Source organism: Delftia sp. RIT313, assembly GCF_000632165.1.
In the GTDB taxonomy this organism is placed as follows: domain Bacteria; phylum Pseudomonadota; class Gammaproteobacteria; order Burkholderiales; family Burkholderiaceae_C; genus Comamonas; species Comamonas acidovorans.
Window position 1 is genome coordinate 1 of record NZ_JFYT01000078.1, and the last position, 22,186, is coordinate 22,186.

General features: G+C 69.5%; 13 protein-coding genes and 1 tRNA gene. 1 reads left to right on the forward strand and 13 read right to left on the reverse strand.

Annotated features, from left to right (window positions below):
* The 6 genes from recD to BW39_RS23085 form a co-directional block, all read right to left on the reverse strand.
* Positions 1-1,847 (reverse strand): exodeoxyribonuclease V subunit alpha (recD, locus tag BW39_RS23060; RefSeq protein ID WP_043824533.1); only part of this gene is annotated, 1,847 nt, incomplete at its 3' end.
* On the reverse strand, positions 1,844-5,704 hold the full coding sequence (gene recB / locus BW39_RS23065) for an exodeoxyribonuclease V subunit beta (RefSeq protein WP_043824535.1): 3,861 nt from the start codon (positions 5,702-5,704) through the stop codon (positions 1,844-1,846). The genes recB and recD, both read right to left, overlap by 4 nt.
* Complete coding sequence (gene recC / locus BW39_RS23070; RefSeq protein ID WP_043824537.1) at positions 5,701-9,222, reverse strand: exodeoxyribonuclease V subunit gamma; 3,522 nt, start codon at positions 9,220-9,222, stop codon at positions 5,701-5,703. Before recC ends, recB begins: the two co-directional genes overlap by 4 nt.
* Before the next feature lie 70 nt (positions 9,223-9,292).
* Positions 9,293-9,745 carry a CopD family copper resistance protein gene (locus BW39_RS23075; protein ID WP_043824538.1) on the reverse strand — a complete coding sequence of 151 codons (453 nt, stop codon included), beginning with the start codon at positions 9,743-9,745 and terminating at the stop codon, positions 9,293-9,295.
* Positions 9,742-10,194 carry an RrF2 family transcriptional regulator gene (locus BW39_RS23080; RefSeq protein ID WP_043824540.1) on the reverse strand — a complete coding sequence of 151 codons (453 nt, stop codon included), beginning with the start codon at positions 10,192-10,194 and terminating at the stop codon, positions 9,742-9,744. The genes BW39_RS23075 and BW39_RS23080 overlap by 4 nt, the downstream gene beginning before the upstream one ends.
* A gap of 13 nt (positions 10,195-10,207) precedes the next feature.
* Entirely contained in the window at positions 10,208-11,404 is a 1,197-nt protein-coding gene (locus tag BW39_RS23085; RefSeq protein WP_043824549.1) for an NnrS family protein, read from the reverse strand.
* Positions 11,405-11,525: 121 nt separating this feature from the next.
* On the opposite strand from BW39_RS23085, the gene BW39_RS23090 reads away from it, so the two are divergent.
* A complete protein-coding gene (locus BW39_RS23090; protein WP_043824541.1) occupies positions 11,526-11,861 on the forward strand; it encodes a cupin domain-containing protein in 336 nt (111 codons plus the stop codon).
* A 108-nt stretch (positions 11,862-11,969) separates the two neighbouring features.
* Here the strand turns inward: BW39_RS23090 and BW39_RS23095 are convergent.
* The 7 genes from BW39_RS23095 to rpoC all read right to left on the reverse strand — a co-directional run bounded on the left by BW39_RS23095 (position 11,970) and on the right by rpoC (position 22,185).
* Positions 11,970-12,045: transfer RNA gene (locus BW39_RS23095), tRNA-Phe, on the reverse strand.
* Between the two features lie 66 nt (positions 12,046-12,111).
* Complete coding sequence (locus BW39_RS23100; protein ID WP_012202448.1) at positions 12,112-12,783, reverse strand: response regulator; 672 nt, start codon at positions 12,781-12,783, stop codon at positions 12,112-12,114.
* Positions 12,784-12,824: 41 nt separating this feature from the next.
* Complete coding sequence (locus BW39_RS23105) at positions 12,825-15,167, reverse strand: sensor histidine kinase (protein ID WP_043824543.1); 2,343 nt, start codon at positions 15,165-15,167, stop codon at positions 12,825-12,827.
* Positions 15,164-15,847: a DUF4390 domain-containing protein gene (locus tag BW39_RS23110; protein WP_235264271.1), complete on the reverse strand. Its 684-nt coding sequence runs from the start codon at positions 15,845-15,847 to the stop codon at positions 15,164-15,166. Before BW39_RS23110 ends, BW39_RS23105 begins: the two co-directional genes overlap by 4 nt.
* Complete coding sequence (gene rsmB / locus BW39_RS23115) at positions 15,792-17,189, reverse strand: 16S rRNA (cytosine(967)-C(5))-methyltransferase RsmB (protein ID WP_043824545.1); 1,398 nt, start codon at positions 17,187-17,189, stop codon at positions 15,792-15,794. Before rsmB ends, BW39_RS23110 begins: the two co-directional genes overlap by 56 nt.
* Positions 17,186-17,797, reverse strand: a complete 612-nt coding sequence (locus BW39_RS23120; RefSeq protein ID WP_235264272.1) for a LemA protein — start codon at positions 17,795-17,797, stop codon at positions 17,186-17,188. The genes rsmB and BW39_RS23120 overlap by 4 nt, the downstream gene beginning before the upstream one ends.
* Positions 17,798-17,955: 158 nt before the next feature.
* The gene (rpoC, locus tag BW39_RS23125) at positions 17,956-22,185 is read right to left on the reverse strand and encodes a DNA-directed RNA polymerase subunit beta' (RefSeq protein WP_013800273.1); all 4,230 of its coding nucleotides are present in this window, start codon (positions 22,183-22,185) and stop codon (positions 17,956-17,958) included.
* Between the last annotated feature and the right edge of the window lies 1 nt (position 22,186).

Genomic DNA, 22,186 nt, shown 5'->3' on the forward strand with positions numbered 1-22,186 from the left:
CCCCCCGGCAGCGCAATGCCGAAGTCGCCGTTGAACACGCCCAGCTGCGCATCGTTGCGCGTGACCATGACGGGCCGGCCCGCATACCATTCGCCGCTGCGGCGGATCGCGCCCTGCGCTTCCAGGGCCTGCTCCACCGCCCGGTTGAGGCCGGACACGCCCCAGTCCCCCTCGCGCACGGCGCACAGCAGCCGGAAGCGCTCGAAGGCCTGCAGCACATCGACCACCCAGGCCCGGTGCGCGGCCTCGTAGCCGCCGTCCGCAGCCGGCCTGTTTTGCAGCGCCCTGGCATACAGCGCATAGCTGGCCAGGCCGCCGCGCCCGCGCACGGCCAGTTCGGTCACGGCCTGCACGCCGCCGCCCTGGCGCTCCCAGAGTTCGGAGTGCGTACCGCCTTGCGTGCCGGCATCGAGCAAGGCCTGGGCCTGCGCGGCATGGCCGGCATTCACGGCGCGCGCCAACTGGCCGATGGGGCCACCGAAGCGCCGGCTTTCGCGCAGCATGACGGTGTGCTGCGCAAGAGCCGGAGGCCGGTCGCCTGCCGGCGCCGCGAACTGCGGCGGCACCGCCTGGCCGGCCACGCGCAGCGCATAGTCCAGCGTTTCCCGCAGGTAGCGTCCGGCCTGGGCATCGCGGCACAGGTCGCCCAGCACGGCGCCCGCCTCCACCGATGCCAACTGGTCCTTGTCGCCCAGCAGCACCAGGCGGGCGCCGGACGGCAGTGCCTCCAGCAGCGCCGCCATCATCTCCAGGTGGACCATGGAGGCCTCATCGACGATGAGCACATCCACGTCCAGCTGCCGGCCCGCATGGAATCCCCAGTGCCGCGTATCGGGCCGCGCGCCCAGCATGGAGTGCAGGGTGCGCGCCGCGCCCATGCGCTGCACCAGGCCCGCCAGGTCGATCTCGCCGCCCATGCTGCCCTGCAATTGCAGCAAGGCCCCGTCAATCGATTGCTTCAGGCGCGCGGCGGCCTTGCCCGTGGGCGCGGCCAGGGCCACGCGCAGCTGGCCAGCGTCTGGCGCCGTGGCAAACAGCAGGGCTAGCAGCCGCGCGGCGGTATAGGTCTTGCCGGTGCCTGGGCCGCCCGTGATCACCGACAGCCGGCCGCGCAGCGCCAGCGCGCAGGCCAGCTTCTGCCAGTCCACAGTGCCAGCGTCCGCCGAAGGCGGGAACAGCCGGTCCAGCCAGTGGCGGGCCAGGGCTTCGTCCAGCGGCTGGCCGGCCACGGCCTGCGCCGCCGTGCGCTGGATGACATGGGTGGCCACGGCGCGCTCGTAGTCCCAGTAGCGGCGCAGGTACAGCAGCGGCGCGGGGCCGTCGGCACCGGCCAGCACCAGGGGCTGGCCAAGGTCCTCGCCGCCATCCTGGCCCGCGTCGCCGATCACACGCACCACGGGGCTGGCACCCAGCGCCGCCACCCAGCCGGACAGGCGCGCGGGCAGCATCTGCCACAGGGCCTGCTGCGCGGGCAGCACCTCGGCGGGCCAGGCCAGCACGTCGTTGGGGTTGCCGGCCAGCGGCGCCAGGGGCAGGCAGCTGTGGCCGCGCCCCTCCATCTGCGCCAGCAGCGCGGCGGCCACCAGCAAGGCGGGCCCGGCCTGCGCATCCTGCCCGGCGACGAAGGAGGCCAGCGCCGCATCCAGGCGCCGCAGCAGGCCGGCATCGGCCCAGCGGCGCAGCAGGGCCAGCACTTCATTGGTGTCTGGCGGCACGGCGCCCGGCGGTTTGCCGCCCAGCGATGCGTCGCCCGGCGAGTCGTCGCCCGGCGGTTCGCCGCCCGGCCGTTCATCGAACAGGTCCAGCGTGGCCGTATCGACGGTCCGCGAACGGGGGCGCGGGCTCATGGCGGCTCCTGCATATCGGCGCGGCCGGGGCCGAGCAGTTCATCGAGCGCATCGAGCAGGGGCAGCTCGGGCGCCATGGCATGCATGCCACCGGCCGGGCCATCGATGCCGCGCAGAAAGTAGTACAGCGCGCCGCCCAGCTGGCGCTGCGGCTCGTAGGCCGTGCCCAGGCGGCTGCGCAGCAGCCGGTGCAGGGCCAGCAGATAGAGCGCGGCCTGCACGTCGTAGCGGTGGTGGAGCATGGCGCGGGCCAGGGCCTCCTGGCCGTAGGCGGCGCCGTCCGGGCCCAGGTGGTTGCTCTTGTAGTCAAGCACCCAGTAGCGGCCCTCGTGGCAGAACACCAGGTCGGCAAAGCCCATGAGCATGCCGTGCAGCGAGCGCTGGGGCAGCGCGGGCCGCTCCTGCCCCGGCAGGATGAAGCGCCGGCACAGCTGGTCGATGCGCTCGGCCGGCAGCTGGCGCGCGGGCAGCCAGAACTCCATCTCGGACAATTGCGGGCCCAGCGTGGCCAGCGTGACATTGAGCGGCGCCAGCGGCTGGTGGACCACGGCCGTGAGCCAGGCCAGCAGGTCGCGCGCCTGCTCGCCCCGGCCCGCGCGCTCGCAGCGGCGCACCAGGCGATCAGCGAGCGCACCCTGGCCGTCCACGGGCAGGGCAAAGTCTTCGCCGCCCAGCCATTCCAGCTGGTCGTGCACGAAGTTGCCGACCACGGGGCCGCGCAGAAAGCGGTGCCAGACCGCAGGCCCAGCGGCCGGTCCATCCTGCAGGGGCTGCAGGCCCGCCAGGCCGGCAATGTCCGCCAGTTCCGGCGATGGCGGCGGCTCCAGCGCCTGCTCATCCTCGGCCGGGCGCTGCACGGCCACGGGCAGCACGGGCAGGCTGGGCGCGGCCATGGCACGCACCAGGGCCGAGAAGCTGCCGATGCCCCAGCGGGTGTCGAAGCGCGCGTCGTAGGCCGGGGCATCGTGCAGCGGCGTGGCGCCCGCCGGGGGCTGCCAGCGCGTGCGCTGCAGTGGCCCGGCATCCAGGTCGCGCCAGGCCATGTGCGGATCTTCGCCGCACAGCTGCTGCAGGCCGTCGCGCCAGCCCTGGGCCGAGCGCGGCTCGGTGCCGCCCAGCAGGTAGCCGGCTGCGCCCTGCTCGTTCACGCAGGCCTTGCCGTTGCCGCGCTTGAGCGGGGCCAGGCCCAACCACAGCGCATGGCGCGGGCGGGTGAGCGCCACGTAGAACAGGCGCAGGTCCTCGCGCAGCCGCTCGCGGTCGGCCTGGGCAAGCTCCTCGTCGCTGAAGTCCAGCAGCAATCGGCGGGCCGGAGCCGCATCGTCTTGCGACTCGTCCTGCGCGGACAGGGTCAGGAACGGCGTTCTGGCCCGTTCCATGGGGCGGAAGCTGCCCGCAAACGGCAGGCAGACCAGCGGGTATTCCAGGCCCTTGCTCTTGTGCACGGTGACGAGCTTGACCAGGTCGGCATCGCTTTCCAGGCGCACCACCTGCTCTTCGCTGCCGCTGCCCGGCGTCTCGATCTGGGTGGCCAGCCAGCGGATCAGGGCCTGCTCGCCCTCCAGCTGGGCGCTGGCGGTCTGCAGCAGCTCGGCTAGGTGCAGGTAGTTGGTCAGGCGCCGCTCGCCGCCCATGGCCGGGTCCTGCAGCCAGCGCACGGGCAGGTCCAGCCGGTACAGGGTCTGGCGCAGCATGGCCAGCACGCCCAGGCGCAGCCAGATGCTGTGCAGTTCGCGAAGCTGCTCGCTGCGCACGTCAAAGGCTTCCTCGTCGGCGGCCAGCCAGGCCAGCTCGTCCAGCGACAGGCCGATGAGCCGCGTGGCCAGGCCCGCGCGCACGGCCTGGGCATCCAGCGGCGCGGCGACGGCGCGCAGCCAGTACAGCAGGTCATGGGCCTCGTCGCTGGCGAACACCGAATCCTGGTCCGAAAGGTAGACCGAGGCCACGGCGCGCGCCTGCAGCTCTCGGCGCACGGCGGCCGCCTCTCGGCCCGTGCGCACCAGCACGGCGATGTCGGCAGGCCGCAGGCGCACAAGGCGGCCATCGGGCTGCACAAAGCCGGCCTGCGGGTCGGCCAGCCACTGCACGATCTGCTCGGCGCAATGGGCCGCAAAGCGCCGCCGCACCTCGTCGGCCGACAAAGGCAGGGGAATGCCGGTGTCCTCGTCGCGGCCCGCACTCCAGGCCACGGTGAGGGCGGGCATGGCGCCGTCGCGCGTGTGCAGCAGCTCGCGCCGGCCCTGGGCGGCCACGGGCTCGAACGGCAGCGGGTTGTGGCTGCCGCGCCGGAACATGAAGGCGCCCTCACCCGGCCGCTGCTCGGCCTGCGCGAACCAATGGTTGACGGCGCCCACCAGCGCCTCGGTGGAGCGGTAGTTGGTGCCCAGCACGTAGTGGCGGCCCTCGGTGGCGCGGCGCGCCTGCAGGTAGCTGTGGATGTCGGCGCCGCGAAAGCCGTAGATGGACTGCTTGGGGTCGCCGATCAGCAGCAGGGCGCTGTGCGGGTCGTTGGCCGCCGTGCGGTAGATCTGGTCGAACAGGCGGTACTGCAGCGGCGAGGTGTCCTGGAATTCATCGATCAGCGCCACCGGGTACTGGGCCAGGATGCGCTCGCGCAGCACGGCGCCGTTGTCGCCGGCCAGGGCCGTGTCCAGGCGCTGCAGCATGTCGGCAAAGCCGAAGCTGCCAGCCTGGCGCTTGAGGTGGGCCAGCCGCTGCGCCACGCGCGCGGCCGCATGCAGGCGCACGGCCACGCTGACGGGCGGCAGTTGCTCCAGCTGCACCAGCAGCGCCTGCAGCTCGTCCAGCTCCAGCGGCATGAGCACATCGCCGGCCGATCCCTTGAAGGCCTCGGCCAGGCCCCCGGGGCTGAGGCGGTGGCGCGCGGCCTCGGTCAGCGCCAGCGGGCCGTCCAGCGGCGCGCGCGACCAGTCGGCCAGCGCGGCCAGCCAGCCGGTGTAGCGCGCGGGCTGCAGCTTGCGCTTGTCCCACAGCGCGCCATGGCCGTCGAGCTGTCCATCCAGCCACAGTTGCAGGCGCTGTGCCTTGTCGTCCCAGCCGGCCGCCAGGGCCAGCAGGCGGCTTCGGCGCTGCTCCATGGCGCGCTGCAGGCAGTCGGCCAGGCTGCCCTCGCCCGCGCCGGGCACGGGGGTCTCGCGCAGCAGGGCGCGCATGTCATCGACCAGGGCGCCGACGTGGGGCCAGATCTTCAGGGCCTCGTCCAGCAACTCGTCGGACAGCGGGTAGCACTGCTGGCGCCAGTAGTCCTGCGCGGCCTCGGTCTGGCGCTGGCTTTCGTCGGGCTCCAGCGTTTCGTCGAAGAGGTTGCCGCTGTCGAAGGCATGCTCGCGCAGCATGCGCTGGCACCAGGCGTCGATGGTGTGGATGGCCGCGTCGTCCATGCATTCGGCCGCCATGGCCAGGCGCCAGGCCGCGCGTTCACGGGCCGCGCCTTCGGGGTAGGCCTCGCGCAGCGCGTGCAGGAAGGCGTCGTGGGGCGCGGGCTCGGCCTCGCCGCGAAAGCACTGCACGGCCTCGATCAGGCGCTTGCGTATGCGGTCGGACAGCTCGCGCGTGGCCGCGCGCGTGAAGGTCATGACGAGGATGTCGGGCGGCATCAGCGGGCGCTCGAAGGCCGTGCTGCTGATGCCGTCCAGGCTGCCCTCGCCATGCCCCAGCACCAGGCGCAGGTAGAGCGCGGCGATGGTCCAGGTCTTGCCGGTGCCGGCGCTGGCCTCGATCAGGCGGCTGCCCCACAGCGGGAAGCGCTGCGCGTCGAGCACATGGCCGGTCACGTCGCCGTCCACATCGCCGTCCACATCGCCGGTCACGGCGCCGATCATTTCGCTCGCGCTCATTGCGCCTCCCCCTGGTACGGCAGGACCTGCACCTGCGCGGCCACCCAGTCGAGCAGCGGCGCGTGGGCGGCATGGGCCAGGGCCTCGAAACGGCCATCGGCGCTCAGGCGTTCGAAGTCCGGGTAGCAGCGGACCCAGGACGGGTCCTCGCCTTCACCGCCGACCAGATGACCGCCCTCATAGGCCTGCTGGGCCGCAGCGGGAAGGCCTTCGGCCATGGCCAGGCCGCTGCGCAGCGGCAGGGGCAGCGGGCCGTTCTGGCCTTCGCGCCACAGGGCCATCAATTCACGCAGCCGTGCCAGCGCGTCGGAAGGGTCCATGGGCAGCACCTGCACCAGGCCGTCGCGCGCCACCACGCGCAACTCGGCCTGCGAGCCGCTGGCGGCCAGCGCCAGGCTGCGCAGGTAGACCGGCATGAGCTTGTCGGCATGGGGCCTGCCCTTGGCATTGAGCAGGTTGCGCGGGTCCAGCAGCAGCCAGCACTGTGCGTCCGTATCGGGGGACTCTTCGGTTTCGCAGGACTGGCGCAGCCCGTCGATCCAGTCGTCGAACACCAGGCCATCGTCCTCGATCAGCAGCCGCCTGCGCGGCGCGGGATGGGCATACCGATCCAGTTGCTGGCGCCAGGCCCGCAGCGAAGGCGTGACCGAGGACTGCAGCGCCCGCGCGCCGCGCTCGCCCAGCCCCGCCAGAGGCAGCCGCCCCGAGCGCGTGAGGCGCGCGACGGCCGCTCGCACGCTGTCTTCCATGGCCTGGGGCGCCTGCCCGGGCTCGTCCAGGCCGGCCGCCACCTGCTGCTGCAACTGCTGCACCAGCAGGTATTCGGTCAGGCCGTCGAGCTGGAACAGCTCCTCGTCCACCACGGGGTTGTCCTCCTGCTCGAAGCGCACCTGCAGGCGCTGGCGCAGGTAGGCGCGCGCCGGGTGGCGCAGGAAATCGGTGAGCCGGGCCAGCGTCAGCGGCGCCGAGGCGTCGGGGACAAAGGGCGGGCGTGGCTGCGCGGGCAGCGCAGGCAACGCGTCCGTGCCGTCAGACTGCGCATGCGCGGCCCGCCATTCGCGCGCATAGGTGGTCCAGGGCGAGCCTTCTTCGAAATAGCGGCGGCTGAAGGGCTGCAGCGGGTGCTGCTGCGTGCGCTGCGCCAGCAGCGGCTGGCCGCCTTCGCCGCGCCAGCCTGTCTCCAGGTAGTCGCGCAGCTGGGAGACCAGGACCGAGGGCGGCTGCTCGCTGTTGTCGCGCACATGGTGGCCGGTCCAGCTGATGTAGAGCGCGCGGCGTGCGGACAGCAGGGCTTCGAGCATGAGCTGGCGGTCATCGTCGCGGCGCGCGCGGTCGCCGGGGCGCTGCTGGCCGGGCAGCGCCATCAGGTCGAAGTCGCTGCGCATGGCGCGGCGCGGATAGTCGCCATCGTTCATGCCCAGCAGGCAGACCACCTCGAAGGGAATGGCCCGCATGGGCATCAGCGTGCAAAAGGTCACGCCACCGGCGCGAAAGCGCTGCGACAGCGAGGGCTGCTCCAGCGCCTGCATCCAGGCCTCCTGGGCCACGCCCAGTTCCACGGCGTCCGCATAGCCGGCCTGCTCGCAGGCGCGCTGCCAGTCCGTGAGGGCGGCATCCAGCGCGGCCAGCATGGCCTCGTCCTCATCGTCCTGCGCCTTGAAGAAGTCCTGCAGCAGTGCGCGAAAGCGCTGCGCCCAGACCTCGGGCGTGGCGGGCCGCCCGGCCTCGCGCCACCAGGCCAGCATGCGCTCCAGCAGCGCGGCCAGCACGCCGGCCAGCTCGGCCGACAGGCCGCCCACTTCGTCATAGGGCTCGATGCCGCCAAAGGCCTGGCCGTCCTGCGCCACGCCGCCGGCATAGCCCAGCAGCATGCGCTGCAGGCCGAACCAGGCGCTGTTGTGCTCGCCGCAAGCCTGCAGGCCCAGGGCGCCGCGCTGCGGCGCATTGAGTCCCCAGCGGATGCCGGCCCCGGCCATCCAGCGCGTGAGCTGGGGCAGGTCGTCGGCCGCCAGCCCCATGCGCGCGGCAATCGCTGGGACGTCCAGCAGATCGCACAGCTCGCTGAGCCGGCAGCGCTGCTGGGGCAGGCGCAGCAGCCATTGCAGGGCCACGGCCAGCGGGCTGCTGGCGCGCGCACCCAGGTCGGCGATGTCGAAGGGAATATGGCGCGGGTCATGCCGTCCGTACTGGCCGAAGACCGCACGTATCGAGGGCGCTGCCGTCTCTATGGACGGCAGCATGACCACCACGTCACGCGGGGCCAGCGGCGCTTGCCCTGGCTGGGCAGGATCCGGTGGCCGGGCCAGCATCTGCAGCAGCTGGTCGTGCAGCACTTCCAGCTCGCGGACCACGCTGTGGGCGCTGTGAAAGACGATGGAACGGTCGGCCCGCGCCACCTCCAGCGGCGGGTGCTCGGCCAGCGGCACCAGGTCGCGGATGCGCTGCTGCACCTGGGCCAGCAGCGGCGCGGTGCGCAGGTCCTCGGCATCGGTTTCGTCGAACAGGTCCACGCGCGGCATCTGCAGCTGCGCGGCAGCACCCGTGGTGTCGAAGGCGTCGAGCTGGCGCACATAGTCGCGGCTTTGCCGGCCCCAGGCGGCCAGCAGCGGATGGGCGTGGACGTGCATGGCCTCCAGCGGCAGCTGCGCCAGATCGCGCCCGCCGCGCAGCGGCTGGCGGCGCCGCGCCATGCGCAGCAGCTCGCGCCCGTCGATGGCGTCGGCCCAATGGAAGCGGCATGGATTGGGCACGGCCAGCAGCACCTGGCTATGGCGGGCAATGGCGGCCAGGAATTCCAGCAGGCTCAGAGGCAACTGGCTGATGCCGAACACCACCACGCGGCGCGCCAGCGGCGCAGCCGGCGCCTCGCCCGACTGCAGCGCGGCCAGCACCCTGCCCTGCAGGCGCGCGCGCGTGGCGCCGCGCTGGTCCTCGTCCAACTCGGCCAGCACGGCGCGCCACAGGCGCGGCTGCCACTGCTGGCCTTCGGGCACCGGGGCGTCCGCCACACCAGGGCGCAAGGGCATGGGCAGCACGTCATGCCCGGCCTCCCAGGCGTCCAGCCAGTCGGCGCGGTAGATCTGGTATTGGTCGAAAAGGTCGGCCAGGCGCTGGGCCAACTGCAGCAGCCGCTCGGGCTCGCCGGGGCGCAGAAAGCCTGCAATGGGGGCGAAGGCCGGGTCATGAAGGCACAGCGGCAGCAGGCGCATGAGCCGCCAGGTCATGGGCGTCTTGTCCAGCGGCGATTCGCGCGGCACGGCCTGGCGGCCCAGCACCTGGCGGTAGCTGCGCCACACAAAGCGCGCGGGCAGTTCCACGCGCGCGGCGGCGCACACGCCCAGCTGCTCGGCCATGCGCATCTTGAACCACTCGGCCATGCCGTTGCTCTGCACCAGCACCACCTCGGGCTCCAGCACATCCAGCGGGTGCGCAGCCAGCCATGCCAGCACCGTGTCGGCCAGCACTTCCGTCTGATTCCCGTGCAGGGCGATCAAGCCCGGCTGCCAATGCGATGCCACCTCTGCGCCCCCGTGCTCCAAGCCATGCGAGCAGCGAGCTTAACGCGGGCAGAGCCTGCCTGCAGGCTGTTTACCAGTGCAGGTAGAACATGGCCTTGGCCAGCAGCACGATGGCCAGCACGTGGCAGAACACGCTCAGGTGCAGACGGTGCGAGCGGCGCCCGCCCAGCACACCGCGCCGGCGCCACCACATGGCCGCCAGGAAATGCCCGAACACGCTGAGCGCCAGCACGATCTTGAGCGCCAGCAGCAGGCCAAAGCTGCCGGCCAGCGGAGCGGCAAAGGCGGCAGCCAATGCCGCGCGGTGCTGCCAGGCCAGCCCCAGCCCCGCGCCGTACAGCACGATCAGCACCCAGGGCATGACGGCGACCGCGCGGTCGCCCAGCGCCTGCTCGGTGGCGCGCGCCACGGCAGCGGGCAGGTGGCGGCGCGCCCCGGCCAGCAGCACGACTTCGAAGAACACCGTGCCTGCAAAGGCAATGGCCGCCAGCAGGTGCAGGGTCAGCAGCAGTCCGTAGCTCATGCGCGGCTCCTGTGCGGCAACGGCAGGGACAGCGGCAGGGATGCGGGAGCCGGCAGCAGATCGGCCAGCGTGAAGCCGTCCAGATGGGCCATGAAGCTGTCCAGCGCCCCGCCCAGCACGCCGGCCAGCCGGCAGTCCTGCGCAAGCGTGCAGGCAGGTGGGCTGGTGCCCGTGAAGCATTCGACGATGGCAAGGTCCGGCTCCATGCCGCGCACCACGTCGCCCAGGCCGATGTCGGCCGGCGCATGGGCCAGGCGCATGCCGCCGCCCTTGCCGCGCACGGTCACGATCCAGCCGCGCAGCGCCAACTGGTGCGTGACCTTCATGAGGTGGGCTTCGGAGATGGCATGGGCCTGGGCGATCTCGGCAATCGTGCACAGCCGCCCGGGGTGGCGCGCCACATGCATGAGCAGGCGCAGCGCGTAGTCGGTCATCAGGGTCAGGCGCATGGCAGGCCTCCGCTCATGCCTGCCGGTCGGCACGCGGGCGCACCAGCAGCGGGGCGAAACGCCACAGGTACAGCGCAAAGGCCAATACCCAGGCAGCGGCCGAGGCATGCAGCGCCGCCAGCGACAGCGCCGTGGGCAGCAGGGCCGCCAGGCGCAGCACGGCAGCGGCAATGACCAGGGCATAGGCGGCGACCATGCTGCGGTCGGTGCGCAGCGGCAGGCCCAGGTGGCCCATCGACGTCCGTGTGCACATGCCGATGATGAGCAGGGCAAAGCCACCCGCACCGATCACATGCACGGGCCAGGCGGGGCGCAGCACCCATCCGGCCGCATGCGCGCCGGCCACCAGCAGGCCCGCACCCAGCGCCGCGTGGCCCAGGTAGAGAATCCACAGCAGCGGCACGCGGCGCACGGCCTGGGGCTTCCAGGCCAGCACCTGCCACAGGGCGATCAGGCCCGCCACGGCCAGGCCGGCGGCCAGGCCCGGCCACCAGCCCGCCAGCAGGCAGGCGATGGCCACCACGCCCGCGCCCAGTTGCCACTGGCCGCTGGCCGTGTGCATGGGGATCTGCAGGCCGGACACGGCGCGCATGGCGAAGAAGGGGATCACGCGCCGCGCGATCAGCAGCGCAATCACGGCCATGCACAGCAGGCCAGCGTTGAAGCGCTGCATGAGCGCGCCGTAGTCGCCTTGCCAGATGGACCACAGGTACAGCGCATCGGCCACGCCCAGGCCCGCCAGCAGCAGGGGCAGCCCGTAGTTGCGCCGGCTGCGCGCCACCTGAATGGCACGGCCCAGCGCCAGCGCGGCCCAGCAGAAGAAGGCCGCCTCGCACAGCGCGGCGACCACAAAGGCCTGCGGCCCCGGCAGCAGGAAGCCTGCGCGGGCCACCAGCCACAGCAGGCACAGCGCGCCCAATGCCCGGCCCTGCAGGGGGTTGCGCCCTGTCCAGTTGCTGCCTGCCGTGAACAGAAAGCCCACGGCAATGGTGGCCACGAAGGCCCACAGCATCTCGTGCGCATGCCAGAACACACCGGGCATGCGCCCCGCGATCCACTGCGGCGCATAGACCCACAGCGCCACCGACAGTGCAGCCCAAAGGCAGCCCAGCAGGTACAGCGGCCGGAACCCCAGCTCCAGGAAGGCCTTCCATTGCGGTGCCGGCTCCCGGGTTCGCAGGGGTTCCTCCAGTTCCAGCCATTGCGCCATGATGTCCACTCCTTCCGGCCCGCCGTGCGCCTGCATAAGATGTATTCAGCGTACATCTTCAGGCGCGCGGGCGGGGCCGCTGCGGCACCACCTTCTGACCCACATCAAGCAGGAGCCAAGCATGGCACTCGAACACGCAAAGCCACTGGAGGTCATCGCCCTGCACGCCCGCGACGGCATGCACATCAGCACCAGCCTGATCAGAACGCCCCAGCTGCAGCTGCTTCGGCTGGTGCTGCCGCCCGGCCATGCACTGCCGCGCCACCAGGTGCCGGGCGAGGCCACCATTCACTGCCTGGCGGGCGAAGCCGGCATCGCCACGCGCGTGGCCAGCCTGCGGCTGGTGGCCGGCTCGGTAGTGCTGGTGCCGGCGGGCGAACCCCATGACGTGCACGCCCGGGGCGAACAGGGCTGCGTGCTGCTGGTGACCGTGACAATGCAGCCGCCCCCCGCCTGAGTGACTGAAGCGTGTGGCCTGGGCGTCCTGAACAACGGCAGGCTTTTCGGCAGCACAAAGAAAAACGGACCGCTTCTTGCGAAGCAGTCCGTAATTTTTTACTGAATTTGGTGGCCTGGGACGGAATCGAACCGCCGACACAAGGATTTTCAATCCTCTGCTCTACCGACTGAGCTACCGGGCCGAGAACTAGATTATATGCAGGATTTTTTGACCAAAAAACGAAAAAGCCAAAATTCCTTCAAAAAGTCTATCCGCGCTTGTTGCGGCCCAGGTCCACGCCCAGCTGGCGCAGCTTGCGGTACAGGTGGGTGCGCTCCAGGCCGGTCTTCTCTGCCACGCGTGTCATGGAGCCGCCTTCGCGTGCCAGGTGGAATTCGAAGTAGGCCTTCTCGAAGCCGTCGCGCGCCTCGCGCAGCGGGCGGTCCAGGTCGAAACCCTGGTGTGCATGCGGCACGTTGTTGTCCACCGGCACGCGGCTGGCCGCAGGCGTGACCACGGCCGCAGTGTCCGGCTCGACCACTGCCACGGGCGCTGCAGCCGGTGCCTGGCTGGCGGCGTTGCGCGCCAGGCCCTGCTCCACGGCCTTGAGCAGCTTTTGCATGGTGATGGGTTTTTCGAGGAAGGACAGCGCGCCGATGCGCGTGGCCTCCACGGCCGTCTCGATGGTGGCGTGACCGCTCATCATGATCACGGGCATGGTCAGCAGACCTGCCGAGGCCCATTCCTTGAGCAGCGATACGCCATCGGTGTCGGGCATCCAGATGTCGAGAAGCACGAGGTCGTAGGTGTTGGAGGCGCGCGCCGAGCGTGCCTGACCGGCGTTCTCGGCCACGTCCACACTATGACCTTCGTCGTTGAGGATTTCCGACAACAAATCCCGGATCCCCAGTTCGTCGTCGACCACCAGTATGTTTGCCATGTGTCTTAAGCCTATGTGCTGAGGCGCGGGGGGCGTCAGGCCTATCCCGTACGCTCAGGCGCAAATGATAGCGACACTTGCGCACCTTGAATCACCCCGTCGTCTTCCCTGTTGCCCAGGTCGATGCGGGCGCCATGCTCGTCTGCGATTTTCTTGACCACGGCCAGGCCCAGGCCGGTGCCTCGCACCTTGGTCGTGACGTAGGGCTCGAAGGCCCGTTGAAGGATGTTGGCGGCGAAGCCCGTGCCGCTGTCACTGATGCTCAGGCGCACGCGGCGCGCGGACTCGTTCCAGCGCGTCTCTATGGTCACGGGGCCGGGGGGCTGGCCGCTTTCCTGCGCGCGCTGGGCCGTGGCGTCCTGGGCATTCTGCAAAAGATTGTGAATGACCTGGCGCAGCTGCTGGCCATCGCCGGAAATCGGCGGGCATTGCGGGTCCAGCACGCAGTCCACGCGCACTTCGGCGTTCTCTTCCCCATACAGCTGGAGCACATCGGTGACCAGCGCGTTGAGGTCCAACGACTGCAGGTTGGCGGCGGGAAGGCGCGCGTAGTCGCGGAATTCATCGACCAGGCGCTTCATGGCGCCGACCTGATCGACGATGGTCTTGACGGACTTGGCCAGCAGCGCCTGCTCTGCAGGTTGCAGCTTGTCGGTCAGCCGCATGGCCATGCGCTCGGCCGACAGCTGGATGGGCGTGAGCGGGTTCTTGATCTCATGGGCCACGCGGCGCGCCACCTCGCCCCAGGCCTGGGCACGCTGGGCCGAGACGATTTCCGAGATGTCGTCGAAGACCAGCAGTCGCTGCGCATCGGGCAGTTCCGCACCGCGCATGACCAGGGTGGTGGTGTGCTGGATGACGCCGCCGTCGGTGGAGGCATGCAGCTCATGCACCAGTTGCCAGCGATCGCGCCCCTGCTCGCCAAGGAAGAGCGCGAACTGCTCCTGCACGACTTCGCCGAACTGCTCCAGCCCCGGCACCTGGGACAGCAGCCGGCCTTCATGGACGGCCATGGGCGCGCGCAATATGCGCGTGGCGCCGGGATTGCTCAGCACGATGGCGCCCCGCGCGTCCAGCACGATGACGCCCGAGGTGAGGTTGTCGAGGATGGTCTGCAGGTTGCCGCGTGCGGCATCGAGCTGGCCCATGCTGCGGTTGGCTTCGGCGCGGGCGTCGGCCAGTTGCTGGGTCATGAGCGCAAAGGAGCGCGTGAGCCCGCCGATCTCGTCGCGCGTCTGCAGCGCCGGCTTGGGCCGCAGGTCGCCGCGCGCCACGTCGCGCATGCCCTGGGCCAGCAGCAGCAGCGGCCTGGCCAGCTGGTTGCCCAGCACGATGGCCAGCACCACGGCGCCGAAGACGGCCAGGAACAGGCTGAGCGTGAGCGTGCCTATGTACATGCGCTGCAGGCCGCCGCGTGCCAGCGCGCGTTCCTGGTATTCGCGGTTGGCCGCCTGCACGGCCAGGGCATTGGTCACCAGGGCCTGCGGCAGTGCAATGGTGGCCTGCAGGTAGCGCGGCTCGGTCAGCAGGCCCACGCTGGGGTTGGGCACCAGGGCCAGGGTGCGGACCTGGGCGCCGGGCGCGGTGGCGCCGGGCTGGGCCATGCCGTCGTCGTCCAGGCCTTCGATGCTGGCCACGGCGCGCTGCTCGCGCAGCGAGCGCAGCATTTGCGCGCTGGGGCGTTCAGGCTGCAGGTTGAAGCGCGACTGGCCCACGCTGGCGATGGCACGCAGGCCCGCAAGGTCGCCGCCGCGGGTGGTCTGCGTCGGGCCCATGACGGCAAGCTCCGATGCACTCCACAGCACGACATCGGTGGCACCCAACTGGTCGCGCACGCGCTCCAGGATCAGCGCGGCGCCGGCATCGGAGACCTGGGACAGCTGGGCGCCTGCGGTGCGCGTGTTGTTGGCCATGTCATTGGCCACGGTCTCCAGCGTGGCACTGGCCAGGCTGACGCCGGCCGACAGCGCGCCCTCGACCTGCACATCGAACCAGCTTTCGATGGAGCGCGAGACGAACTGGTAGGAGACGATGTAGATCAGCAGGCCCGGCACCAGGCCCACCAGCGTGAAGATGCCGGCCAGCTTGAGCAGCAGGCGGCTGCCGAAGCGCCCGCGCTGCAGCCGTATGGCCAGGCGGATGCCGCCCCAGGCCAGGATGGCCAGCAGCAGGCCGGCCACGACCACGTTGGCGGCGAACAGCCAGTTGTAGTTGCGCTCGTAGTCCAGGCGGTTGTTGGTGGCCAGGGTGAGCAGGAACAGCAGCAGCACGCCGACCAGGCCCATGAGGCCGGCGCCCACGCCCACGGCCCAGCGCGTGCCGCGCGACAGGCCGGCCGAGGCCGGCAGGGCCACGCGTTCGTCGTCGGCCGAGGCCCTGCTCATGGGGCGTCTTCCAGCATCTGGGTGCGCGACAGCTGCAGGTTCCAGCCCGAGCGGCCCAGCGCGCCGATCTGCAGCGGCCTGGGCAGCTGGGACAGGTCGATGCGAAAGCGCAGTTGCACCGATACACCCGATTGCGTGGGTGCCGTGTCCATGATCTTCCAGCGCGAGATGCGCTGCATGGAGGCCAGCGCATCGTCCAGGCTTTCGAAGGTCTGGCCCAGCGCCAGCCCCAGGCCGCTGCTGGAGAACGGGGTGCTGGATATGTGCAGGCGCCAGCGGCGCGTCAGCGGCTGGTGGCTGAGGCGGTAGTGGCGGCTGGCGGTGGCCAGTTGCTGATCGGACCAGTACCAGCGCTCGCGCTGGATCTGGGCATCGGCCACGAAGTACATGGGGATGCCCTGGCGCAGCGCATCGTCGATCTGGTAGGGCAGCTCGAAATGGAGGTTGGCCGACAGCAGCAGGCCGTCGTCGGAGCGATCGAGCTGCATGGGGCCGATCTCGGCCGTCAGGGCATCGGCCCTGGCCTGCAGGCCCAGGCCCGCCAGCACGCCGGCCAGCAAAAGCGCCCCGGCCAGCCGCGCCAGCAGGCGCAGCCAGGCTGGCGACCAGGCCCGATGGTGGGGGTCAGCGCGTCTTTTGCAGCAAGGCGTAGAAGAAACCGTCGTGGTCACCCAAAGCATTGTCAGCCAGCATGCCGGCTTTGTCGGCTTTGCCCGGGATTAAATGCCCCGGTGCCGCCAGGGTTCGCGCCTCACTGTTGCGTGTAACAAACGCTTGAACCTGTGCCTCGCCCTCTTCCCTGAAGACCGAGCAGGTGCAGTAGAGCAGGCGCCCGCCGGGCTGCAGCAGGGGCCACAGGGTGTCGAGCAGGCGCGCCTGGATCTCGGCCAGCTGGCGCACATCGCTTTCGCGGCGCAGCCAGCGCACGTCGGGCTGGCGCCGCACGATGCCCGAGGCCGTGCAGGGCGCGTCCAGCAAGATGGCGTCGAACCGCTGGCCGCCGCATTGCGCATCGAACCACTGGTCGGGCCGGGATGCGTCGGCCACCACCACGCGGGCCTGCAGGCGCAGCCGCCCCAGCGTGTCCGCAATGCGCGCGGCGCGCTCGGCATCTATCTCCAGCGCCGTGACCTCCAGGGTCTGCGGTGCTGCGTACTCCAGCAGGTGGGCCGTCTTGCCGCCCGGGGCGGCGCAGGCATCGAGCACACGCAGCGCGCGGCCGGCGGGCTGCTCCAGCCCCTGCAGCAGCAGCGGCGCGGCCAGTTGCGCGGCCGCATCCTGCACCGAGGCCAGGCCTTCGTCGAAGCCCGGCAGGGATTGCACCGGCAGGGCATGCTGCAGTTGCAGGCCGCTGTCGGCCACGGCCAGGGAAGGCACGTCCATGGACTGCAGCGCTGCCTGGTAGGACTGGCGGTCCGTTTGTTGGCGGTTGACGCGCAGCGTCATCGGCGGCTGTTCATTGTTGGCCTGCAGGATGGCTTGCCAATGATCGGGATGGTCCTTGCGCAGGCGGGCGATCCACCAGGCCGGGTGGTTCCAGACGGCCTGCGGCTGGTCGTCGGTGGCGGCGACCAGGGCATCGCGCTCGCGCAGGAAGCGGCGCAGGCAGGCATTGATGAAGCCGGACTGGGCGCGCGTCGGCCCCTGCTTGGCAGCCTCCACCGTCTGGTTGACCAGGGTGAATGGCGGGTACGGTGCCCGGGACTCATCCCAGGCCAGGGCCAGGGCCGTGTTCAGCAATGCGCTGACGCGCGGCGGCGGGTTGCGCGAGGCCAGCTGCTTTTGCAGCGCCTGGGCACGGCCCAACTGGCGCAGCACCTGGAACAGCAGCGCCTGGACGCCGGGGCGCAGCGGCTGCGTCACGCGCGCCAGCACGCTGCGGCTGGACTGGCCTTCAAGCACGGACTGCAGGCATTGGGCGACGGCGTCGAGCTGCTGCCAAAGAGGAGGTGCGGCCGATGCGGCATGCGCCTGCGAGGGCGCCGCAGCGCGGCGCGGGGAAGAATGCGTGCGTTGGTTCATGTTCCACTTTCCTGTGCCTTGCTGGCGACAGGCTCGACCAGCAGGCTGCGCACCGGGCGAAAGCCCAGCAGCCAGGCCAGCAGCCTGGCCGGATATTGCGCAATGGCGGCGTTGTAGCGCTCGGCCGCGGCGTTGAATTGCTGCAGTCCCAGGCGGTTGCGCACCTGGTGCTCGGTCCAGCGCTGCTGCCAGGGCTGCAGCGGATCGGGGTCCGGCGATGGGGCATCTGATGGCGCAGCGCCAGTGCCAGTGCCAGCGGCGCCGGCGCCGGTATCAACGGCGACCTTGGTCATGGCCTGCCAGGCCACGTCCAGCGCCGAACAGGCGTGCTCCAGCGAGGCCAGCGCGGTCTCGCGCAGCGGCCGGCCACGGGCATCGACCAGGGCCGCCTGCAGCTGCGCGGCGGTCTGGTGCAGTGCGGCCTGGGCATGCACAAGGGCGGGGCTTTGGCCTTCGGCCTTGGGCTGGGCCTCGAAGGCCTGCAGCATGGCATGCCACTGGCCCAGGTGCGCATCGAGCGCTCCGAACTGCTGCACGCAGCCGCTGCGCAGCCGAGCCAGCCGGTTGTATGCGCCAACGGCCCAGAACACCAGCAGTGCCAGTAGCATCCATTCAAGAGACAAGGACCACATCGTCTGCAATGGCCCGGCCGGAAGCTGGTCCGGCCGAACTCTGGTTATTCCCAAAGAAAAACGCTCCCGCCTGCGCAGGGCAGGCCGGGAGCGTCACGTCACTTCAAGGGCTCGCTTGCGCTCGCCCGAGTGTCTCAGTCAGCGGAAGCGTCACCGGCGACGGCAGCCACGCCAGCGTCGTCGTCAGCCATCACACCGGCCAGTTCGGCCGCTTCGGCGTCGGCGATGGCGCGGCGCTCTGCGTCGTCCATGGCGTCCTTGGCCTTGCGTGCCTGGTGGTAGGCCAGACCCGTACCGGCGGGGATCAGGCGACCCACGATGACGTTTTCCTTCAGGCCACGCAGCTCGTCGCGCTTGCCCATGATGGCAGCCTCGGTGAGCACGCGGGTCGTTTCCTGGAACGACGCGGCGGAGATGAAGGAGTCGGTCGACAGCGAAGCCTTGGTAATACCCAGCAGCACGTTGGAGTACGTGGCGGGGATCTTGCCTTCGCGCTGCAGGGCCTCGTTGGTATTGAGGATTTCCGAACGCTCGACCTGCTCGCCAGCGATGTAGGTCGAATCGCCGGTGTTCTCGACCACGACGCGGCGCAGCATCTGGCGAACGATCACCTCGATGTGCTTGTCATTGATCTTCACACCCTGCAGACGGTAGACGTCCTGCACTTCATCAACGATGTAGCGCGACAGCTCTTCGATGCCCAGCAGGCGCAGGATGTCCTGCGGATCGGCGGGACCGTCGACGATGGACTCGCCCTTGTTGACCACCTGGCCTTCGTGCACCAGGATGTTCTTTTCCTTGGGCACGAGCTCTTCCCAGACCTTGCCATCCAGATCGGTGATCTGCATGCGCACCTTGCCCTTGGTTTCCTTGCCGAAGGAGATGGTGCCGGTCATCTCGGCCAGCGTGCCCTTGTCCTTGGGCGTACGGGCTTCGAACAGCTCGGCCACGCGGGGCAGACCGCCGGTAATGTCGCGGGTCTTCTGGCCTTCGACAGGGATACGGGCCAGCACTTCGCCGGGGCCCACGTCCTGGCCGTCACGCACCTGGATCAGAGCGCCGACCTGGAAGCCGATCGTCACCGAGTGGTCGGTGCCGGGGATCTTGACTTCCTGGTTGTTGGCATCGATCAGCTTGACCTGAGGACGCACGACCTTGGCAGAGCCACGGCGCTTGGGATCGATCACCACCAGCGTGGACAGACCGGTCACTTCGTCGACCTGCTTGGCCACGGTCAGGCCCTCTTCCACATTCTCGAAGCGCACCTGGCCGGCGTACTCGGTAATGATGGGTCGGGTCAGCGGATCCCAGTTGGCCAGGATCAGACCGGCCTTGACCTGCTGGTCGGGCCTGACGGTCAGCACGGCACCGTAAGGCACCTTGTGGCGCTCACGCTCGCGGCCGTTGTCGCTGATGACGATTTCGCCCGAACGCGAAATCACGACCAGCTCACCCTTGGTGTTGCTGACGTAACGCATCGTGCTGTTGAAGCTGATGGCGCCGTTGGACTTGGCTTCCACGCTCGATGCGATGGCAGCGCGCGAAGCGGCACCACCGATGTGGAAGGTACGCATGGTCAGCTGCGTGCCGGGCTCGCCGATGGACTGGGCGGCGATCACACCCACGGCTTCGCCGAGGTTGATCTGGCCACCGCGGCCCAGGTCGCGGCCGTAGCACTTGGCGCACAGGCCGTAGCGGGTTTCGCAGTTCAGCGCGGTGCGGACCTTGATCTCGTCCACGCCTTGCAACTCGAGTTCATCGATCCCGTCTTCGTTGAGCAGCGTGCCTGCGGGCAGCAGGACGGCCAGCGTCTCGGGATGCACGACGTCCTCGGCCGTGGTACGGCCCAGCACGCGGTCGCGCAGCGACTCGATCACTTCACCGCCTTCGACGATGGCGCGCATCAGTGCGCCATTGGTCGTGCCGCAATCGTCCTCGTTGACCACCAGATCCTGCGTCACGTCCACCAGACGACGCGTCAGGTAGCCGGAGTTGGCCGTCTTCAACGCCGTGTCGGCCAGACCCTTTCGGGCGCCGTGGGTGGAGATGAAGTACTGCAGAACGTTCAGGCCTTCACGGAAGTTCGCCGTAATGGGCGTCTCGATGATGGAGCCGTCAGGCTTGGCCATCAGGCCACGCATGCCGGCCAGCTGGCGGATCTGCGCGGCCGAGCCGCGGGCGCCGGAGTCGGCCATCATGTAAATGGCGTTGAACGATTCCTGCTCGACTTCGTTGCCGTGGCGGTCGATGACCTTTTCCTTGGCAAGCTGGGCCATCATGACCTTGGAGACTTCGTCGCCGGCCTTGCCCCAGATGTCCACCACCTTGTTGTAGCGCTCGCCAGCGGTCACGAGACCGGAGACGTACTGCTGTTCGATCTCCTTCACCTCGGCTTCGGCACGGCCGATGATCTCGGCCTTTTGCGGCGGCACCAGCATGTCGCCGATGGCGATCGAGATACCGGCGTGCGTGGACAGGCGGAAGCCGTTTTGCAGCAGCTTGTCGGCAAACACCACCGTGGCCTTGAGACCGCACTTGCGGAACGAGGCGTTGATGAGCTTGGAGATTTCCTTCTTCTTGAGCGCCTTGTTCATGTGGCTGAACGGCAGGCCCTTGGGAAGGATCTCGGACATCAGGGCGCGGCCCACGGTGGTTTCCACCAGGCTGGTCGAAGGCTCGAACTCGCCGGAGTCCTTGTTCTTGGTCCACTCGGTCAGACGCACGCTGATCTTGGCGGCCAGTTCGACCTGGTCGGAGTCCAGCGCGCGCTGCACTTCACCGATGTCGGCGAAGATCATGCCTTCGCCCTTGCCGTTGATGCGCTCGCGCGTTGCATGGTACAGACCCAGCACCACGTCCTGCGAAGGAACGATGGAGGGCTCGCCCGATGCGGGGAACAGCACGTTGTTGGAGGCCAGCATCAGCGTGCGGGCTTCCATCTGTGCTTCCACCGACAGCGGAACGTGGACAGCCATCTGGTCACCGTCGAAGTCGGCGTTGAAGGCCGCGCAGACGAGCGGGTGCAGCTGGATGGCCTTGCCTTCGATCAGGATGGGCTCGAAGGCCTGGATGCCCAGTCGGTGCAGCGTGGGAGCACGGTTCAGCATGACCGGGTGCTCCTTGATGACCTCTTCGAGGATGTCCCACACCACGGGCGTGCCGGATTCGACTTCCTTCTTCGCCGCCTTGATGGTGGTGGCGATGCCGCGCTGCTCGAGCTGCGCGAAGATGAAGGGCTTGAACAGTTCCAGCGCCATCAGCTTGGGCAGACCGCACTGGTGCAGCTTGAGGTACGGACCCACCGTGATCACGGAACGGCCCGAATAGTCCACGCGCTTGCCCAGCAAGTTCTGGCGGAAACGACCGCTCTTGCCCTTGATCATGTCGGCCAGCGACTTCAGGGCACGCTTGTTGGCGCCCGTCATGGCCTTGCCACGGCGGCCGTTGTCCAGCAGCGAGTCCACCGCTTCCTGCAGCATGCGCTTTTCGTTGCGCGCGATGATTTCCGGAGCCTTCAGCTCCAGCAGGCGGCGCAGACGCGAGTTGCGGTTGATGACGCGGCGATACAGGTCGTTCAGGTCGGACGTCGCGAAGCGGCCGCCGTCCAGCGGCACCAGCGGACGCAGGTCCGGGGGCAGCACGGGCAGCACTTCCATGACCATCCAGCCCGGCTTGATGCCGGACTTCTTGAACGCTTCCAGCAGCTTCAGGCGCTTGGCGTTCTTCTTGACCTTGACTTCGGAGCCGGTCAGATCGCCGCGCAGACGCTCGGTCTCGACATCGATGTCGATGCCTTCGAGCAGATCCTTGATGCCTTCGGCGCCCATCTTGGCTTCGAACTCGTCACCGTATTCGGTGCGCTTGGCCTCGTAATCGTCCTCGGTCATGATGCTGAACTTCTTCAGCGGGGTCATGCCGGGGTCGGTCACCACGTAGGCTTCGAAGTACAGCACGCGCTCGATGTCGCGCAGCGTCATGTCGAGCACCAGGCCCAGACGCGACGGCAGCGACTTCAGGAACCAGATGTGGGCGCAGGGCGCAGCCAGGTCGATGTGGCCCATGCGCTCGCGGCGCACCTTGGTCTGGGTCACTTCGACGCCGCACTTCTCGCAGATCACACCGCGGTGCTTGAGACGCTTGTACTTGCCGCACAGGCACTCGTAGTCCTTGATGGGGCCAAAGATCTTGGCGCAGAACAGACCATCGCGCTCGGGCTTGAACGTACGGTAGTTGATGGTCTCGGGCTTCTTCACCTCGCCGAAGGACCAGGAACGGATCTTCTCGGGAGAAGCCAGACCGATCTTGATGGCATCGAAATGCTCATCAGGCGTGAATTGCTTGAACAGGTCGAGTAGAGATTTCATA

Excerpts from the sequence above, each read along its gene's own strand:
- recB (WP_043824535.1), bottom strand. The coding sequence starts at position 5,704 with ATGAGCGCGAGCGAAATGATCGGCGCCGTGACCGGCGATGTGGACGGC.
- BW39_RS23075 (WP_043824538.1), bottom strand. The coding sequence starts at position 9,745 with ATGAGCTACGGACTGCTGCTGACCCTGCACCTGCTGGCGGCCATTGCC.
- BW39_RS23080 (WP_043824540.1), bottom strand. The coding sequence starts at position 10,194 with ATGCGCCTGACCCTGATGACCGACTACGCGCTGCGCCTGCTCATGCAT.
- BW39_RS23085 (WP_043824549.1), bottom strand. The coding sequence starts at position 11,404 with ATGGCGCAATGGCTGGAACTGGAGGAACCCCTGCGAACCCGGGAGCCG.
- BW39_RS23090 (WP_043824541.1), top strand. The coding sequence starts at position 11,526 with ATGGCACTCGAACACGCAAAGCCACTGGAGGTCATCGCCCTGCACGCC.
- BW39_RS23100 (WP_012202448.1), bottom strand. The coding sequence starts at position 12,783 with ATGGCAAACATACTGGTGGTCGACGACGAACTGGGGATCCGGGATTTG.
- BW39_RS23105 (WP_043824543.1), bottom strand. The coding sequence starts at position 15,167 with ATGAGCAGGGCCTCGGCCGACGACGAACGCGTGGCCCTGCCGGCCTCG.
- BW39_RS23110 (WP_235264271.1), bottom strand. The coding sequence starts at position 15,847 with ATGCTTTGGGTGACCACGACGGTTTCTTCTACGCCTTGCTGCAAAAGA.
- rsmB (WP_043824545.1), bottom strand. The coding sequence starts at position 17,189 with ATGAACCAACGCACGCATTCTTCCCCGCGCCGCGCTGCGGCGCCCTCG.
- BW39_RS23120 (WP_235264272.1), bottom strand. The coding sequence starts at position 17,797 with ATGCTACTGGCACTGCTGGTGTTCTGGGCCGTTGGCGCATACAACCGG.
- rpoC (WP_013800273.1), bottom strand. The coding sequence starts at position 22,185 with ATGAAATCTCTACTCGACCTGTTCAAGCAATTCACGCCTGATGAGCAT.